The 18,771-nt window shown below is 45.1% G+C and carries 13 protein-coding genes; 1 reads left to right on the forward strand and 12 read right to left on the reverse strand.

Annotated elements, in window-relative coordinates:
* Positions 1–11 precede the first annotated feature (11 nt).
* From J4E06_RS01895 to J4E06_RS01905, 3 genes are all read right to left on the reverse strand, one after another.
* Positions 12–1,628, reverse strand: coding sequence for a SusD/RagB family nutrient-binding outer membrane lipoprotein (locus J4E06_RS01895; protein WP_349522355.1), 1,617 nt, complete (start codon positions 1,626–1,628; stop codon positions 12–14).
* Positions 1,629–1,649: 21 nt separating this feature from the next.
* Complete coding sequence (locus J4E06_RS01900; RefSeq protein ID WP_349522356.1) at positions 1,650–4,994, reverse strand: SusC/RagA family TonB-linked outer membrane protein; 3,345 nt, start codon at positions 4,992–4,994, stop codon at positions 1,650–1,652.
* Between the two features lie 229 nt (positions 4,995–5,223).
* Positions 5,224–6,369, reverse strand: a complete 1,146-nt coding sequence (locus J4E06_RS01905; RefSeq protein ID WP_349522357.1) for a FecR family protein — start codon at positions 6,367–6,369, stop codon at positions 5,224–5,226.
* Between the two features lie 105 nt (positions 6,370–6,474).
* On the opposite strand from J4E06_RS01905, the gene J4E06_RS01910 reads away from it, so the two are divergent.
* Complete coding sequence (locus J4E06_RS01910) at positions 6,475–7,014, forward strand: RNA polymerase sigma factor (protein ID WP_349522358.1); 540 nt, start codon at positions 6,475–6,477, stop codon at positions 7,012–7,014.
* Between the two features lie 516 nt (positions 7,015–7,530).
* On the opposite strand, the gene iolG is transcribed toward J4E06_RS01910, so the two are convergent.
* The 9 genes from iolG to J4E06_RS01955 form a co-directional block, all read right to left on the reverse strand.
* The gene (gene iolG, locus J4E06_RS01915) at positions 7,531–8,538 is read right to left on the reverse strand and encodes an inositol 2-dehydrogenase (RefSeq protein WP_349522359.1); all 1,008 of its coding nucleotides are present in this window, start codon (positions 8,536–8,538) and stop codon (positions 7,531–7,533) included.
* A gap of 18 nt (positions 8,539–8,556) precedes the next feature.
* Positions 8,557–9,462 carry a TIM barrel protein gene (locus J4E06_RS01920; protein WP_349522360.1) on the reverse strand — a complete coding sequence of 302 codons (906 nt, stop codon included), beginning with the start codon at positions 9,460–9,462 and terminating at the stop codon, positions 8,557–8,559.
* A gap of 10 nt (positions 9,463–9,472) precedes the next feature.
* Complete coding sequence (locus tag J4E06_RS01925) at positions 9,473–10,945, reverse strand: CoA-acylating methylmalonate-semialdehyde dehydrogenase (protein ID WP_349522361.1); 1,473 nt, start codon at positions 10,943–10,945, stop codon at positions 9,473–9,475.
* 39 nt (positions 10,946–10,984) lie between these two features.
* The gene (locus tag J4E06_RS01930) at positions 10,985–12,583 is read right to left on the reverse strand and encodes a solute:sodium symporter family transporter (RefSeq protein WP_349522362.1); all 1,599 of its coding nucleotides are present in this window, start codon (positions 12,581–12,583) and stop codon (positions 10,985–10,987) included.
* Between the two features lie 27 nt (positions 12,584–12,610).
* Positions 12,611–14,470 (reverse strand): 3D-(3,5/4)-trihydroxycyclohexane-1,2-dione acylhydrolase (decyclizing), encoded by a 1,860-nt coding sequence (iolD, locus tag J4E06_RS01935; protein WP_349522363.1) that lies wholly within the window; start codon positions 14,468–14,470, stop codon positions 12,611–12,613.
* A gap of 94 nt (positions 14,471–14,564) precedes the next feature.
* Complete coding sequence (gene iolC, locus J4E06_RS01940) at positions 14,565–15,578, reverse strand: 5-dehydro-2-deoxygluconokinase (RefSeq protein ID WP_349522364.1); 1,014 nt, start codon at positions 15,576–15,578, stop codon at positions 14,565–14,567.
* A 3-nt stretch (positions 15,579–15,581) separates the two neighbouring features.
* The gene (gene iolB / locus J4E06_RS01945) at positions 15,582–16,457 is read right to left on the reverse strand and encodes a 5-deoxy-glucuronate isomerase (RefSeq protein WP_349522365.1); all 876 of its coding nucleotides are present in this window, start codon (positions 16,455–16,457) and stop codon (positions 15,582–15,584) included.
* Complete coding sequence (locus J4E06_RS01950) at positions 16,454–17,419, reverse strand: class II fructose-bisphosphate aldolase (RefSeq protein WP_349522366.1); 966 nt, start codon at positions 17,417–17,419, stop codon at positions 16,454–16,456. The genes iolB and J4E06_RS01950 overlap by 4 nt, the downstream gene beginning before the upstream one ends.
* A gap of 128 nt (positions 17,420–17,547) precedes the next feature.
* Positions 17,548–18,591: a LacI family DNA-binding transcriptional regulator gene (locus J4E06_RS01955; protein WP_349522367.1), complete on the reverse strand. Its 1,044-nt coding sequence runs from the start codon at positions 18,589–18,591 to the stop codon at positions 17,548–17,550.
* Between the last annotated feature and the right edge of the window lie 180 nt (positions 18,592–18,771).

The following is an 18,771-nucleotide window of genomic DNA, read 5'->3' on the forward strand; positions in this document are numbered from 1 at the left end:
CGTTTTGCTGGTTATTTAATGAAACTATCAGGGTTGGTGTCCCAAAATACTTTGTCATAGTTGTTCTTCTGCTCTAAGGACAGATTACGCTGTACCTCTAATCTAGAGAGCGGGAAGCTTCGCGGAAACACAGGGTCATCATCATCGATGGGTACTTGGATGTCGGAAGGATATCCTGTTCTTCTATAAAAATTATAGGACTCCATCGAGTTTCCAAATGCGGAGAGATAATACTCTTTCATGACAATGTCCAAACGTTCCTCATCAGTGGTCGCATTGGCATAATCCGACAGTACCTCATCAACATAGGCATCGACATCAGCGGATGTGGGCTCAAGATCGGAGCTTACGCCTCCAAAGTTCATCACTTTGTCCATGGAGCTTCGGATACCGGCTTCCAACAAGCTGGCTGGGTCCCCGTTCGTCCCTAGGGTAAGGGCTGCTTCTGCACGCAGGAAGCTGACGTAAGAAGAGGTCAACAAAGGAAGGATTCCAGCTCCTCCCAGGTTATCGGTAGTGCTCGGTGCACCTACAAATTGGTTTTCATCAAAGCTACCTCCGCCAGGGTAAACACCGTAAACGGTTCTAAGGAGATTGTCCCCTCTTCCTACACGGCTTTCCCCATGGTCATAGCCCCAATATTGATCACCGATGTAGCAGTAATCGACATCCAGATCACCCTGACAGGGCAAATAGGGAGGTCCACTGAATGGGTCTTCGTCGGATTGACGGTAGAGGTAGTATCGAATCCTGGGATCTGGACTGCTCTTCGACTCTTTTAAAAGGAACATAAAGTAGTTCCCGATATACTGATCAAAACCGCTCACGTAAGCTCTTTGAAAATATTGGTGCCTGCTTTCCGGTTCCTGCACCGTACTGTAGGACCATTGAAAATCCTCTTCGTTGGTATCAATCAGGTTTTCGGACAACAGGGCATTGATTTCCCCTTGGATATTGGATACACCGATATCGGCGCTTGCCAATCTGGCTTGGACGAGCATTCTCAATTTCAATGAATTTGCAAAGGCCATCCATTTGTCCTTGTCACTTTGATAGAAAAGATCCGTGGAAAATTCAAAATTCGCTCTTTCAATTTCATCCTTGGCCTCTTCGATATGGCCCAGTACCATTTGATAGAGCTCTGCTCCACCATCTAGTTCTGGATTGGGGAACTCCGCGTTGTTCACTGCCTGTGAATACGGCACCGCCCCAAGGTAATCCACCATGGTCACGGTCATATAGCCCATCAAAAGCTTGGCGATTCCACTATGGAAAAGTAGAGTCTCATCTTCTTCAGCCAAGGCTGTGATTGTACGTACATTGTTGAGGGCCTCATAATAGGTATCCCACTCATTGCTGGTAGAACCATCCATTACACTGGTCGGGACCACATCCCCGTAGGTGTCGGTCATAGCCTCGTAACGCATGACATCGTCCGTGTTGATGATCATCCATTTCATGTAATGCTGGAAAAGGTACTGCACCTCGTTGAGCATGTATTCCGGGTCCGCACTATCCGGGGTCAGATAGTTGGGATTGTCCTGTAGATCGAAATCCGTTACCTCGCAACCCATCAAGAGCAGTAAGGCCAGTGTGCTTATACTAAAGTATCTTACTATATTTTGCATGTTTTTTCTTTTTAGGTAGGATTAAAATGTTGCGGTTATGCCCAATGCTATCCTTCTTGTGGAAGGGACCGTACTGTCTCCTTCCAGGCCATCACTCTCTGGGTCATAGTTGGTATACCTTGGGAAATTAGGTGCCCTATACCAAAGGTTTCTTCCTGATAGGGTAAAGTCAATCTTTTTAAAAGGCAACGATTGTCCCTTTTGCCTATTGAGGGTATATCCTAAGGAAACTTCCCTGATACGGAATATAGAGGTATCCCACATGGCCAAGTCATTGGCATTGTAATAATTGGAATACGAAATCCTACCGGGATTCATCTGAAAAGTATTGGGGATCTCATTGCCATTGGAGTCCAATAAAGGCTCCCCAGTGGCATCGTCAGCCAAAAAACCTGGAATGACAAAAGCGCCGTCCCTGTCCTCGGTATCCCGGGTCACACCCCGTTGCAACATACTGCTCACAGCTGATGAGTAGATCTCACCACCGTGCCTATATTCAAGCTGTGCTGAAAACCTGAAGCCTTTATAACTAAAGGTGTTGATATTGGTCAATCGCCAATCCGCATTGGGGTCACCGATGACCTCATCATCAAAGCCCACATCACTACTGGTAATTACCTCACCAATCCTGGTACTGGAACCATTTCCACTTATCAAGAGATTGCCCTGATCGTCACGAAGGGCATAATCCCCCATCACAACACCAAAAGGATGTCCTTCCACGGCATACCTATCCTCTTGCAAGCTGATGTTTGCACCGGTATCGGTGGTTTTAACCACCAAGGATTCATCAGCGGTAAAAATGTTACGAAAATTCCATTGAAAATTATCGTTCTTGAACAAATCTATGCCCAAGTCGATTTCAACCCCCTTATTGTCAACCCTTCCCAGATTTATATACTGAGTGTCAAACCCTGAAGATCCAGCTAAGGGAGCACCTACAATCTGATCTTCTGAGATCCTTTTGTAAACAGAGGCTTCCAAGGTCAATCTATTATTGAACATATTGGTCTCCAATCCCAGTTCGAACTCCGTATGAAGCTCGGGTGCCAGATTAGGATTGGCAAATCTTGTACTGTATCTATTGGTTACCGGATAAGAACCATCGGCCGCGGCAAACCTAAGGTTATCGATGACCAAGGTACCACGGGTCCTATATGCACTCGGATAACCGGAAGAGGTGGCATAGGCTCCCCTAATCTTCAGGAAGTTGACCAGGTTACCACCAAAGTCAAAGGCCGAGGTCGGCACAAAGGATAAAGATGCGCCTGGATAAAATAGGGATTGATTGGCCCTTTCCACTGTACTTCCCCAATCATTTCTACCGGAAAGGGTTGCATACAAATATCGCTTGTAGGCAAACTGGAACTGACCGAACACACCTGCCAGATTTTCATCTTGGGACGAATAATCAGATTCTGTAGTGGTATAGTTACTGGGCCTTAAAAAACCGTATACCACTTGTCCATTGGAATCCGAGGATCTGCTCTGGTATCTGGTTATCCTAGAGTTGGCACCAATCTGCGCCTCTAGGTTAAGGTCCTTGGTAATGTTCTTGTTGAAACCAAGAATCAATGTCTGATTGACATCCACGTCACGGTTACTATCCAAACGGAGGTAACCTATTCTAAAAGTATTATCGTCATATCCTCCTTTGTTGGAATATTCAAAACCGTTATAATGTCTACTATCATATCCTGCCCTATAAATCAGGTTAAAGTCGTCGTTCAATTTATAATTGGCATTGACCGTACCGTAAACATGTTCCGTAATACCGTTGGTTCCAGTGTTATGCAACATCCACAAGGGATTGGTGTCATTTCTATAATAAACCGATTCCCCTGTCAATGGGTTCTGATAAGGAAGCTCGGTCAGATCAATCCACCTGGGCTGGTAATACACTACGTTGAAAATACTCTCTCCATAAACCGTATTCACTTTTCTTGATGAATAGTTCAACGTCGCCGTAAGATCCAGGTTATCGGAAATCTGAGCTCTACCACCCACACTGATATTGAACCGTTTCAAATCGTTGTGATCGATGATACCTTTTTCATCCGTATAACCTGCGGTAATGTTGAACCCAACTTTTTCCTGTGATGTCGCCACGGTAAGTGAATGGGTAGTACCTACACCTGTACGGAAAATGTTACGGACATTATTGGGCTTCGCCGCTATGTCCATGGTCGCACCCTCGTACTGAGGAAAAATATCACCCAAAGAGGCATAAGGATGATCGATTGTTCCGATTTCCGAAAATGCAGGTCCCCAGTTGGAAAGGTACGTGGGTTGGAACTCTCCTTCCCCTCCATTGGAATAGGTGTTCTGGAACTCGGGCAACTGTGATACCGTATTGGTGTATACCGTGGTTGAATACGTTGCCGTTGTCTGTGCTTGGCCGACTTTGGCCGAACCACTCTTGGTCTGAATCAGGATGACCCCGTTCCTACCCTCACTACCATAGAGCACGGAGGCGTTGAAGCCTTTCAAAATGCTCATACTTTCAATATCATTGGGGTTGATGTCCCTAAGCAGTCCATTAAAAGGAACATCGTTCACTACGATCAATGGATTATTGGAACCCGTGATTGAAACGTTTCCCCGTATCCGAATGGGGGAATCGGAACCGGTCTGTCCATCTGCGGGAGTGATTACCACACCGGCAATCTTACCCTGAAGGGTTCGGGCCAAATCAGCCTCTGGACGTTGCTCCACTTCTTCCGCTTTTACTTGGGAAATTGCATACCCCAAAGCTTTCTTGGATTTTTTGATCCCTTGTGCTGTAATCACAACCTCCTCCAATGCTTGTGTTGTTTCTTTCATTACTACATTCAAAGTAGTCTGGTCGCCCACCTTGATCTCTTGGGTCTCGAAACCCATGTATATAAACTGCAGCACATTCTCGCGATAGGGAACCGTGATGTTGTAATTACCATCAAAATCCGTGGTGGCACCCTTTGTGGTCCCTTTAATCAAGACTGCGACATTGACCAAAGGAAAACCTTCTTGATCAGTCACGGTACCAGACACGTTGATTTGTGGTTTTCTATTAGACTTTTCAGCTTTCTTGACCATTATGGTGTTGTCCGTTGTCAAAACAACATTGAGGTTACCCGGTTCCAGACTTTTTTTAAGAAGCCTGTTGGTACTGATGCGTCCCTTTTTTACAGGTATTGTCGGATAATCATCGAACATCCCGACCTCATAGACAAAACTGTAGTCGGTCTGGTTCATGATCAGGTCGAAGACCTCATCAACCGTCATAGCTCCATCCAAATCAATTTTTATACTGGATTTTTGAGAAACCAGATTGTTGGGAGCAAAACTGAACACTGTAAGACAACACAAAAAGATAAATGTTCTCATGAGAAGCAATAGAAGCCGGTTTCCCATCAGAAACCTAGCTTTCGTTAGTTTAGTTTTCATAAATTTGATTGTTATTAGTTAGTTTCTAAACAATTAATTAATAATGATAAATAGGGGGCGTGGCTATTGAACTTTGGCGAGTTTGGCCCGTCCCTTTTTTTGGGTTACGTTTTTAGATCATAAGCAGTCCTTTTTTTGGTTTAACTTCCTTTTATCGTTGGTTATCTATTTATTTGAGTGTGACGGTTTTGTCGTTGATTTCATAACTGCGCAACGAACTGGACATTATGACCGAGAGTATATCCTCGATGCTTTGGTTTTTTCTAAGCACTCCTTTGAACCTTTTGTCCTTCAGAGACTTGTTTTCAAAGATCACTTCCATATCATACCATCTGGCGAGCGTTCTCATGATTTCCTCGAGACGCTTTTTCTTGAAACTAAAGACCCCGGATTTCCATGAAATCTCAGCAAAGACATCAACCTCGGAAACCTCAATTGCACCGGTATCCAGATTGAGCCTTGATTGTTCTCCAGGAGCTATCTCAAGAGACCTTTCCCCATTGCGAACGGCGACCTTACCCTCTACAAGGGTCGTAAGCACTTCCGGCTCATCTCCATAGGCCTTGATATTAAATTGAGTTCCCAGTACCTGAATCTCTTGGTCCTTGTGGTATACTTTAAAATCATCGCCGTTGTTCTTTGTACTGGATGTGACTTCAAAGTAGGCCTCCCCATATAGAAGATATACCTCCCTACGTTGTCCCGCCACGAATTCCACGGGATATTTCAGTTTGGATTCGGAGTTGAGCCAGACCTTGGTACTATCGGAAAGTAGCAGGGAAAACTGCCCTCCCCTGGGCACGGAAAGGTAATTGTATTCCATCCGGCTTGCCTTGTCCTGCTTTGGAGCATATACAATCCGATCCTCTTTTGCATTAAGAATCTCAGTGGAGTAGTCAGCACCCTTTCCCAACGCAACTTCCTTGCCATCCCCAAGGGTCAATACCGCTGCGTTGACACCAGGCTGTATCCTATTATTATGAATCACAGGAGCAGGGACCTTCGAATCTTCTGTTGGGAAGATATCGTTTTTGAAAAAGAGTGTCGAACTGATCAGAACAAGGAGCACGGCCGCATATTTCAACAATGCAGATGGGCTGAACCTTTTTCTGGATGGTTCCATTTTATCAAGTAATCTTTCAGCATTCCCAAAGTACTGTTCGGAGTTCAATAAATGGTTGATTTCCACAAACTCACGAAAATAGTCTTGGTGTTCCTTGGACTTCAGCCACGCTATGAGTTCCTCGGACTCTTTTTCGGAAAGTCTATTTTCAACTAATTTTAGCAGTAATTTATCAACCTTCGTTTGATTCATACTTAATAATTATTTAATCTTATGACGTGGGAGAATTCAAATCCCCCCCCTTTGAAGGACAAAAACTTTATGTTTTTGCTCTTGTTATAAAAAAACAACCTCTTTTTGCAGCAGCATACCGACATATTTATATTGAATTCCCTAAAGAAGGGAGACAAAAAGATTTTCGATAAGCTCTATTCTTCGTATTATCAAAAGTTATGTTCCTTTCTTTTAAGCTATTGTCAAGACCGGGACATCATCGAGGATGTGGTCCAAGATGTTTTTTTGAACCTATGGGCCAAACGCCTGGAAATCAATATACAAACTTCCTTGAATGCTTTACTCTATAGGTCGGTATACAATAAGCTCATGGATAAATACAGGCATCTCAGGTTAAAAAATGAAATGCTTTCCTCTTACTACCATACAGCTGTTATGCTAGCTATGGAAAAAGAAGATGATCAACTCAAAAAGCGTGTTCAGCTGTTGCAAAGGTGTATGGAGGAACTCCCTGAGCGATGTGGGGAGGTCTTTGTCAGGGGAAAGGTCCGTGGGCTGAACTACAGGGAAATTTCCGAGGAATTAGGGATTTCGGTAAAGACCGTCGAGGGCCATATCTCAAGGGCCTATCGACTTTTAAAGGAGTGCTTGGACAAGGACTAATGTAGGACCGGAAACGCCGGACATAGTATACCACCTTCGACGGATAACATTGAGCACCCTTCACAACAACATAAAAAACTGATTTTCTAACCACTACACCCACCTATTGGGTGGCTCAAATTGTCCGTTTTTAGGGGTCTCAATAATCCGGCCCATGTACCAGTCCATTGAATACCAAAGACCAAAAGATGTTTATAGAAAAGCAGCTTGATAATTATAATGGTTTTGTAGAAAATCTGTCCTAAAGATCGGGATATCTACAAGTTATCCTAACTTCTTGATGATTTTTTACCCTACTCATCTGACAAATCCAATGTAAGTATTAAACTAATTTGTTAAGATTGTCAGATTAAGTCTTAACTATTACAAACAACGGGGATTTGAACCAACTTAAAAATGACTTATCCCCTCCTACCATTTAGGCTTTCTTCACATCTGGGTAATACAGGTCATTTTCATTCATAGGATTCATTGTTTACATAAAAATCAAGCATAAATACTTGCATTTTGCCTTATTCAAAATATCTCAGTGATTTTAACAGGTCTATTCTCCCTGAGTGATTTGATTGCTGCCAGACCTATTTTCAACGATTGAAGTCCATCATTTCCATCAACTGGTGTTTTGTCATTATTTTCAAGGCTCTTTGCAAAGTCACAGATTTCGTTCTTGTACGCTTCCCTATACCGTTCCAAGAAAAAATGTAAAGGCAAGGCTGCATGTATGCCCTTATCGTTGTACAATTTATGGGAATCCATAAAGTTGTTATTGGACTGGACCATGCCCTTAGATCCAAACACCTCCACCCTTTGATCATATCCGTAGGACGCCTCTCTACTATTATCAATCACGGCCATAGTACCATCGGAATAGGTAAGCGTCACCACTGCAGTATCTATATCACCTGCCCTGCCAATGGCCTCGTCTATAAGAACGGCCCCCTTGGCATATACCTCCTCCACTTCCTTATCGACCACAAAACGGGCGACATCAAAATCGTGAATGGTCATGTCCAAAAAGAGTCCGCCCGATTTTTCAATGTAACTTATGGGCGGGGCCCCGGGATCCCGGCTGGTAATCTTGACCAAGTGGGGCTGACCCACAGCTCCGGTTTTCACCAAATCCTTCACTTTTCTGAACTCTTTGTCGAACCTACGGTTAAAGCCCAACATGAGCTTGACCCCGGCCTTGTTCACAATATCGAGGACCTCCACTACCCTCTCCAATGATAGATCGAGGGGTTTTTCACAAAAGACATGGATACCGGCCTTAGCAGCCATCTCCACATAATCTGCATGGGTGTCGGTTGGTGAGCAGATCACTATAGCGTCTATGGGGGTCATTGTCAACATTTCTTCGAAGGTAGAAGCAATGTACGGTATGTTCTTGTTCCTGGCATATTGTCTGCCCTCTTCCAAGGGATCCATGGCCGCGACCACTTGGACCCCTTCCATTTGGCAAATGTTGCCCAAATGAATCTTGCCTATTCTGCCCAAACCGGCAACGGCGAATTTTGGTTTTTTCATGAATTTGATTTCTATAAACTATAATCCCAATGTTATAATATAATCCCTATTTGACTTGGCGCATGCTTTTGGGTTTCCCATGCCCGGCAAAATATCTTGTTCCACTACAATCCAGTCATCGTATCCGGTTCGGCACAACAAATCCACAATTGCTTTAAAGTCAATATCTCCTTTGCCCAGTTCACAAAAAACTCCTCTTTTGAGCGCATCGAAATAATCCCCTTGGGCCTTTCTGGATCTCTGGGCAGCTTTGGAATCATAATCCTTAAAATGAACGTGCCAAATCCTATCTCTATATTTTTCCAAAGCTTTTATCGGATCCCCACCTCCAAAGGCATAATGGCCCATATCCAAACAGAGTCCCACTAAATCGGGGTCGGTAAGCTCCATTAAGGTATCTATCTCTTGAGGGGTTTCCACATAACCCGCACAATGGTGGTGGAAAACGGTTCTTATGCCAAAAGCATTCTTTACGGCACTTGCTATTTGATTGGCTCCTTTTGCGAAAACCTCCCATTGGGCCTGTGAAAGTCCCATTTCTGGAGTTATCCTTCCGGCATTCTTAGTTCTTTCCACTACCGAGGCATTATCGTCCGCCAATACGATAAAGGCATCTTCATAGCCAGCCTTGTGCATCAGGTTTGCTACACGCATGGCAGATTCCAGGCCCTCCAAGTGTTTTGATGTATCTGCCAGAGCAACGGGAACAAAGGCCCCCAAGAGCTGAAGGTCCCTTTTGGTTATTTCCTTTCTCAAAAGGTTAGGATTGGTCGGCATATAGCCCCAATCCCCAAGTTCAGTGCCCAAATATCCTGTTTCCTTGATTTCATCCAAAACCTGTTCAAACCCTATTTCTTCCGATTTCTCCTCAAGGTCAAACTCCAGTGCGCCCCATGAGCAAGGGGCATTTGCTATTTTGATCATTTGTTATCGTTTAAAATTTACGTGACCAAATGTTCGGCCAACGTTCGATGACCACTTTGGTCTGGGTAAAAAATTCTATGGCGTGTTTTCCTTGTCCGTGCAGATCGCCAAAAAAGCTATCCTTCCAACCACTGAATGGGAACTGGGCCATTGGCGCGGCAACGCCTATGTTGATCCCGATGTTTCCTGCATCAGCTTCGTTCCTGAATTTTCTGGCATTGGCACCACTGGTCGTGAAAAGGCAGGCCATGTTCCCATAATTGCCATTATTGACAAATTGCAAGGCCTCATCAATGTTCTTCATCGATATCAAGCTCATCACAGGTCCAAAAATTTCAGTTTGTATCAACTCTTTGTCCAAAGCCACATTTTCCAAAATGGTGGGGGTTATAAAATTTCCTTTTTCATATCCGGAAATCGTTGCATTTCTACCATCCAACAAAAGTTTGGCCCCTTCGTCCACCCCTTTTTGGATGAGTCCTTCGATCCTTGTCTTGCTTTCTGGGGTAATCACCGGTCCCATATCCACATTGTCCAGACCATAGCCCGTGGTCCTGTTCTTTACTGTTTCATAAATTGAATCCTTGATCTCTCCTTTATCATCGCCCACAGTGATAATGGTTGAAGCGGCCAAACACCTTTGTCCAGCACATCCATATACTGAATCCGCAATGATCTTGGAAGACATTTCAATATCCGCATCGGGCAGAACCACAACAGGGTTTTTAGCTCCGCCCTGCGCTTGAACCCGTTTTCCATTGGCCGTTCCCTTGGAATAAATGTAACGGGCTACCGGGGTACTTCCCACAAAGCTTACTCCTTTTATGATGGGGTTTTCCAATATTGCATCTACGGATTCCTTTCCTCCGTGCACCAAGTTCAACAACCCGTCCGGAATGTTGAGCTGATCAATCAGTTCAAAGACCTTCATCATGGTCATGGGCACTTTTTCCGATGGTTTTACGATAAAGGCATTCCCCGTGGCAATGGCGTAGGGCAAAAACCAAAACACGATCATTCCCGGAAAGTTGAACGGAGTGATGCAGGCCGCTACTCCAAGTGGTTGGCGGATCATCATCTCATCGATACCCGTGGCAATGTCCTCAATGACATCCCCTGCCATGAGCATAGGAGTGCCACAAGCCACTTCCACATTTTCTATGGCCCTCTGGATTTCCCCAAGCGATTCAGCCCTGGTTTTTCCCGATTCGTTGGTAATGACTTCTGCCAACGCTTCCCGATTGTCCTCCAATAAGGTTTTGAGCTGGTACAGTACCTGTGTTCTTTTCATCACGGGTACTTTGCTCCATTCTTTGTATGCTTTATGTGCGGCCTTGGTCGCCCGATCTACATCCTTTGCGGTATCCGTACCGTAAGGGACCTTTGCCAAAACTTCTTGATTGGCCGGATTATGTACCGCTATCGAATCTTTTGATGCGCTTTCGGACCATTTTCCGTCAATGTAATTCTTTAAAATATTCATTTTCTTGTTATTAAGGCTATATTAAAATAATTCTTTTTATTATGAATTGCTTCCGAGCAATATGTAAATCAGTATGGTGACCAAGCAAAGTCCAATGGACATGGCTTTGGTGTATTTCCATGAAACAAGGCTCACCGCACCCACATCCACCATGTCGTATGAGCTTTTTCGCGGATAAAAATGGGAGACCACAAACATGACGGCCACATTCAGGACAAACTCAATACCCCACAAATGCACGAAATGGATCCCGTGTTCCGTATAGATCCACGACATAAAAATGTAGAACAGAAGCCCAAATATCAATGCCGCCTTCGCCCCTGTGGCCGAAATGCGCTTCATGAAAAACCCTGCCAACAAAATGGATGCAATAGGGATAAAATAGATACCGTTGAGCTCTTGGAGCAATTGGTAAAGTCCGTCCGGTGCATTGGCCATCATAGGAGCCGCGAATATGGCTACCACCGCCAAAATTGCCGATGTGGCCTTGCCGACTACCACAAGTTTGCTGTCACTTATATCCTTATTGATATGCTTTTTGACGATGTCTATACTGAACAGTGTGGCCACAGAGTTGAGTACGGAGTTGAACGTGCTCAATACAGCACCCATGATGACGGCCGCAAAGAAACCGATCAGCCATGTTGGCAACACCTTTTTTACCAGTTGTGGATAAACACTGTCCTGGTTGCCGTAATAGGCATCCTGAAAATAATAGTAACAGATTACCCCTGGTAACACGATAATCAATGGAATCAAAATTTTGAACAAACCCGTGAGCAAAAGACCCTTTTGGGCCTCCTTGAGGTTTTTGGCTCCCAATGCTCTTTGGACAATGGTCTGGTTCATACCCCAGAAATACAACTGGTTTATGATCAATCCCGTGAACAGCACTTCAAACGGCAGTACGGAATCGGGTGCCCCAACGACATTGAACTTTTGAGGTGCAAATTCATATACTTCGGTTAGACCGTGCAATACATTGCCATCGCCTATGGCCATCAGGGCGAGGAAGGGAATGAGCAAACCGCCCAACAAAAGACCGAACCCGTTGATGGTATCGGAAAATGCAACCGCTCTCAACCCCCCAAAGATGGCGTAAATAGATCCTATGGCCCCAATGACCACCACGGTAATCCACAAGCCCTGTGTCTTGTCTACCCCCAAAATTTCCGATACGCCAAAAAGGCTCTCTATACCAATGGCACCGGAATACAGTACTATGGGCAACAGAGTGACCACAAAAGAAAAAATCAAGATGACGGCCACTAATGAACGTGTAAAACTGTCAAAACGGTTCTCCAAAAACTGGGGAATCGTGGTGAGTCCCATTTTAAGGTATTTGGGTACAAAAAACACGGCTGCCACGACCAAGGCTATGGAAGATGTCACTTCCCATGCAATAACGATGAACCCGTTGACGTATGAATTCCCGTTCATGCCGATCAAGTGCTCCGAAGATATGTTCGTTAAAAGCATGGAACCGGCAATCACTGTCCCCGTAAGGCTTCTTCCACCCAAAAAGTAACCATCTGATGAACTTAGGTTGGTTTTCCTTAGACTGTACCAGGTAAAGAGTGCAACTCCTCCCGTAAAAAGGACAAACGATGCCAGCATTATGATCAAATCTGAATCCATTGGTTTGGTTGGTTTGGTTGAAAGAGGTTATAGGTAATATTTTTGGGTCTTCTTATTGTTTTGATAGGTTTCAAAGGATTCTTTGACAGCGTCTTTTTCAGACACTTCGGCCACAGCAACATCCCACCAAGCAAAACCTGGCACCCCTTTTTTTCGATCCACTTCAATGTAGATCAAAGTGGTCTTATCAATGGTCTTCGCTTCTTTTAAGGCCTCCTTGAATTCGGCCACGTTGGATGCTTTTATGACATGAGCGCCCATGCTCGCGGCATTCGCCACATAGTCCACGGGCAACAATCCGCCATCAAGCTGATCCGTTTCTTCGTTACGATATCGGTAGTATGTGCCAAAACCTTCGCTCCCCAAAGAAGCAGAAAGAGAGCCTATACTGGAGTAACCATCATTGTTCAACAAGATAATAGTAAGTTTTTGCCGTTCCTGAATGGCAGTGACTATCTCCTGTGACATCATCAAATAACTGCCGTCACCCACCATCACATAGATTTCACTATTAGGTCTAGCCATCTTGGCACCAAGGCCACCCGCAATTTCATAGCCCATGCAAGAGTATCCGTATTCCAAATGGAAACCTTTCGGATTCCTTGTGCGCCATAGTTTATGTAGATCACCGGGCAGGCTTCCTGCTGCACAGAGCACAATGTCCTTGGCCTCCGAAAAATTATTCACGGCACCTATGACCTCGCCTTGAAAAGCGGGTGTTCCGTTTTTTTCCGCATATATTCCGGATACAAAATCATCCCAGTTTTTGTTGAGTTCCAATACTTTTTTCCGGTAGGGTTCCCCCACTTCAAAATCTGAAAGTTGTTGATTCAATTCTTCGAGAATCGCCTTGGCATCTCCCACCAAGGGAAGGGCACCGTGTTTGAAAGAATCGAATTCCGTTACATTGATATTGATGAAACGGACATTTGGGTTTTGAAACCCTGATTTGGATATGGTGGTAAAATCACTGTAACGGGTTCCTATGCCTATGACCACATCGGCTTCCTTGGCCACTTCTATGGCCCCTGGGGTTCCCGTAACACCGACTGCACCCAAATTTTGGGACACATCATAGGGCAACGATCCTTTTCCCGCATAGGTCTCTGCTACCGGAATTCCTGTTCGGGTGACCATTTCTTCCAAAACATCTGTGGCACCGCTATAAATGGTCCCTCCCCCGGCAACAATAAACGGTTTTTTGCTCTTTTTAATGAGTGAGACGGCCCGTGCCAATAAGCTACGATCAGGCAATGTCCTACCTATTGTCCATATTTTTTTCTCGAACATTTCAGATGGAAAGTCATAAGCCTCAGCTTGGACATCCTGCGGAATGCTCAAGGTTACCGCACCTGTCTCCGCAGGAGAGGTCAATACCCGCATGACTTCAGGTAGGGCCGTAATCAGTTGTTCTGGCCGGTTGATTCGATCCCAATATTTTGAGACAGGCTTAAAACAATCGTTTACAGAAATATCTTGCGTAGTATTGGATTCAAGTTGTTGCAGTACGGGAGCCACTTGTCTTGTTGCAAAAATATCCCCAGGGATGAGCAGTACAGGAATCCGATTTATGGTCGCCAAGGCTGCGCCTGTGACCATGTTTGTTGCTCCAGGCCCTATGGAGGTGGTACAGACAAAGGTTTCCAAACGGTTCTTAACTTTGGCATAGGCCACTGCAGAATGGACCATGCCCTGCTCGTTACGGGCCACATAAAACGGAAATTCCGGGTCTTGGTGGAGTGCCTGCCCGATTCCTGCTACATTTCCATGTCCCAGAATCCCAAAACATCCGGCAAAAAACTTGTGCTCCCCGCCATCCCGTTCCACGTATTGGTTCTTAAGGTACGCGATGGTCGCTTGGGCCACTGTCAATCGTATTGTTCTCATTGATCTTTCTCTTTTTGGTTGTACTTAAAAGTGCACCTTTTCACAATCCGTTTCATCTTTCCTTCATTGATATTGCACCTGGCTGTTCCATATTTCAGAAACCGCCTTTATCCTCTATAAATTTCAGGGATTCTTCCAGGGTCGGCATAAAATTGGCACACCCATTTTTGGTCACCACCTGTGCTCCGCTGGCATTGGCCATCCGGCATGCTTTGTACAGGCCCCAGCCTTGAAGCAGACCATATAAAAAGCCGCCTGCAAATGCATCACCCGCTCCCAATACGTTCAAGACCTCTACCGGAAACCCGGGCACATCTTCCCGTGAACCATCTTTTGAATAGATGCTTACCCCTTCCGAGCCCCTTTTTACCAAAAGCGTCTCAATTCCCGAAGAAAGCAACCATGTTATTGATTTTTCAATATCCCCTTTGATCTCGGGTGCCGATATCTGTTGGTGTTTGATGACCACCTGTGATGCCTCGCTCAGAGTAGCCGCAAGAATTTCCTCTTCGGTACCTATCGCAATCTTGACTTTGGGCAAAATGGCTCTTACGGTGATTCCAAAGGCACGGTAGTCATGCCACTGATCTGCCCTGAAATCGAGGTCCAAAACAATGTCAACATCATTTTTCTGAGCTATCTCGGCGGCAAAAAAGGTTGCGCTCCTACTGGGTTCAACGTTCATGGCCGTACCGTTTATGAGCAATATCTTATGATCTTGTATGTTGGCCTTCAGTACATCATCTATATCTACTTGGCTATCGGCCGCATTATCGCGATAATAGACCAAGGGAAACCTGTCGGGAGGTTCGATGCCCAAAATGACCGCACTGCTTCGTGCTCCATTTTTGACTGGAATGCAGTCTGTGTTCACCTTTTCTTTTCTCAAAAAGTTGATGATGAATTCACCAACTTTGTCTTTGCCCACTGCGGTAAGCAAGCTGGGTTGGAGCCCAAGGCGGGCACAGGCCACCGCTATGTTCAACGGAGAGCCTCCCACAAAGGCGTCAAATCCTTTGATATCATTGAATGGGTAACCTATGTTCTGCGAATACAGGTCTATGGAAGATCTTCCGAATGTAATCACATCGTATTTCTTATTGCTCATCTTTTAGTGTTTGTTCATTTGTGCGGTAACCAAGGGCAACCTATTGTCTTTTGTTTTCCATGAACCATAGATCCACTCATGATCGGGATCTGTGGTATTGGCCAAGCACTGGTCGGTGCCGGCCAAAAAATTGAGGTAGTAACAATGGAAACCATGCTCCGCCACTACTGGGTGAAATCCCTTTGGAATCATAACCACATCATTGTGGCGTGGCCTTACTATTTCGTCCAAAGAACGGTCTGCCGTATATACTTGTTGAATGGCATAAGCCTCTGGTTTTTGGAATTTGTAGAAATAGGTTTCCTCTTGAACGGGCTCCAATACATTTCCTTCTGCATCCAAAATCCGTTCATCATGCTTGTGTGCGGGGAAGGAACTCCAGTTGCCCGATGGGGTGTAAACTTCACGCACCACGATCTTACTGCATGCAAAACCGGGTGGTACCAAGTCGTTGAACTGTCTTGTTGCGTTGTCCCCTCCAAAAATGACCGTAGGCGTTTCTTCGGGCGTGATAAACTTTGCTGGATATTCCCCATCAGATTTGCACCATCCGTAGGCAATATCCAAAGTATCGCTCGTTGCGGTCAGTTCAAACCTACTGTTCCTTGGAATGTAGAGAGTGTGTGCAACTCCGCTGAACACATCTTTCCGCCCATTCTTCGTTTCCCATGTTCCCTTATCGCTCTTCACTCTAAAGTTTCCGCTCAGGAGCACAATGACCATTTCATTGTCTGCTGTACTGTGTTCCCAGTTCTCTCCCCTTCTCATTTCCCTGGCCCCAAAACTCAGATAGTTCCAATTTGCGGTCTCTGGAGTTATGCTATGGTATGTTCCTGGTGTTTTAAGGGGTTTGACCAATAAATGGGATTCTTTTCTCATCTGCTCATTACTATTTTGTTGTTTGTCCTTATTCTTTCTGCCTTGCCAGTGGCTCCCAAAAGTTCAAATTTTTGCAACATGAACTTTTCGTATTCTTGCATGTATTCCTTTCCGGGCAATATCGGGTCGAACAAGTCTGGAGTCTGTTTAAAAAACTCCCGATGCACCCTGGCCCAAAGCAATCTGGTGTCGGTCGCAATATTGATCTTGCAAACACCGTACTTTATGGATTCTACTACCTCTTCCGGAGGAACACCCGCTGCTCCCTCGGTCAACTTTCCACCTGCTTGGTTGATCCGTTCTATTTCCTCTACATTGACGGCAGAGCCCCCGTGCAGTACAATGGGGAAACCGTTCAACCGATCCTGTATTTCTTTTAGTATATGGAATTGGATTCCCTGGCCTCCCGAAAATTTATAGGCCCCATGGCTGGTCCCGACCGCTACGGCAAGACTATCACATTTTGTGGCATTGACAAACACCGCCACTTCGGATGGTTGGGTGTAGCAGGAATGTTCCTCTGCAATGTCGATATCGTCTTCCACACCTGCGAGCACACCCAATTCTGCCTCCACGACCATATTGGCTTGGTGGGCCTTTTCCACCACGGTACGTGTCCTCACCACATTGGTCTCAAAATCATCGTGGGAAGCATCGATCATCACAGATTGGTACTTTTTCGAGTTTATGGCGTCAAAGGCATGCTCTTCATTGCCATGGTCCAAATGAACGGCATATACCGCCTTGGGATAGATCTTTGCCGCGGCATCGATCATGGCGGACAACATTTTGGCATGGGCGTAGTTCCTTGCCACAGGGGTCAACTGCACTATAAAAGGAGCGTTGGCCCGCTGTGCGGCACTAAATAGTCCGTGCACCTGTTCCATTGTAAAAACATTTACGGCCGCAATGGCATATTTGCCGTAGCAGTCATTAAAAAATATCTTGGGAGAAACAACCATGTCCTTTTATTTTTTTAGTGGTCAGACAAAAGCCTTAAACCGAGGTTAAAAGAACAAAAAAAACGCTATGTCCGAAAGCATTGGGGCGAAAACTCCATGCAAAGGTTTGCATGAAAACCACATCAAAATCAATCGGAAATACCGACCGAATCTTCTCTGGAGGATGCCCTTACAACCAGTTCCGGCTTAAATACTTCCATTCTGAATTCTTCCTTGGAATTTTTGTTTTTTATGCGTTGCAACAATATCCTGGCAGACAACATGCCCAAACTGTACACCGGTTGCCAAACGGTGGACAATGCAGGGGAAAAGTATAAGGAATGGGGCTCATCATCAAAACCGACGATTGAAATGTCACCAGGAATAGCCAGTCCCATTTTTTTGGCCACGTGCATGGCCGAAGCGGCTATATTATCGTTTATGGCAAATATGGCATCGGGGGCATCTTCGAGTTCCAGTAATTTCTTGGTGGGTTTGATACCATCTTTATGGGAAAACCCCTTAACGTGTTGGATGTAGTCTTTTCGCAAGGGCATCTTGTTCTTCTCCAGAGCATCAAGATAGCCTTGGAGCCTATGCTTTGTGGTGCTCAGGTTCAAAGGGCCACCCAAATGGGCTATTCTTTTGCAACCGGAACGTATAAGGTATTCCACCGCTTGTAATGCCCCGGAATAATCGTCCACCAAAACCTTGTCGCTTTCCAATCCTGGGCAGTCCCGATCAAAAACCACCACGGGCACATCGTTCTTCTGCAAATTTCTGAAATGGTCAAAACTCTTGGTTCCCGATGATGGGGAGACCAAAATACCATCCACTCGCATCTTGGACAACTTCTTCACCAAGGTGACCTCTTCTTCATAGGATTCATTGGAAATACATATCATGATATTGTATTCCGTTGGTCCTACCACATCCTGAATGCCCGTAATAATGGCGGAAAAAAAGTGACTGGTCATTTCCGGGACTATGACCCCTATGGTATTGGATTTTTTTTGAAGGAGTCCCAAGGCCATGGGATTGGGTTGGTAATCCAGTTCCTCGGCCAGTTCCTTAACAGCTTTCTTGGTATCGTCCCCGATAGCGGGATGATCGTTAAGAGCCCTTGAAACTGTGGAAGGAGCAATATTGAGCTTGGCTGCAATATCTTTTAAGGTTACACGTCCCTTCTTCATAGTTCATTCGTAGATCATTTCTTCATGTGGCACTGTGCAGTGTCCCAAAACAAAAAGGCAGCTGCCATAACATACACCGGCCAGGGTGTCAAATCAGCAAACAAAATACAATAAATTTCTCAGAATGAATCCCATATTATCCAGAAAGAATCGCTTATTGTTGTCTTTGGGAAACCTTGG

It is taken from the genome of Allomuricauda sp. NFXS6 (assembly GCF_040148835.1).
Lineage (GTDB): Bacteria > Bacteroidota > Bacteroidia > Flavobacteriales > Flavobacteriaceae > Flagellimonas.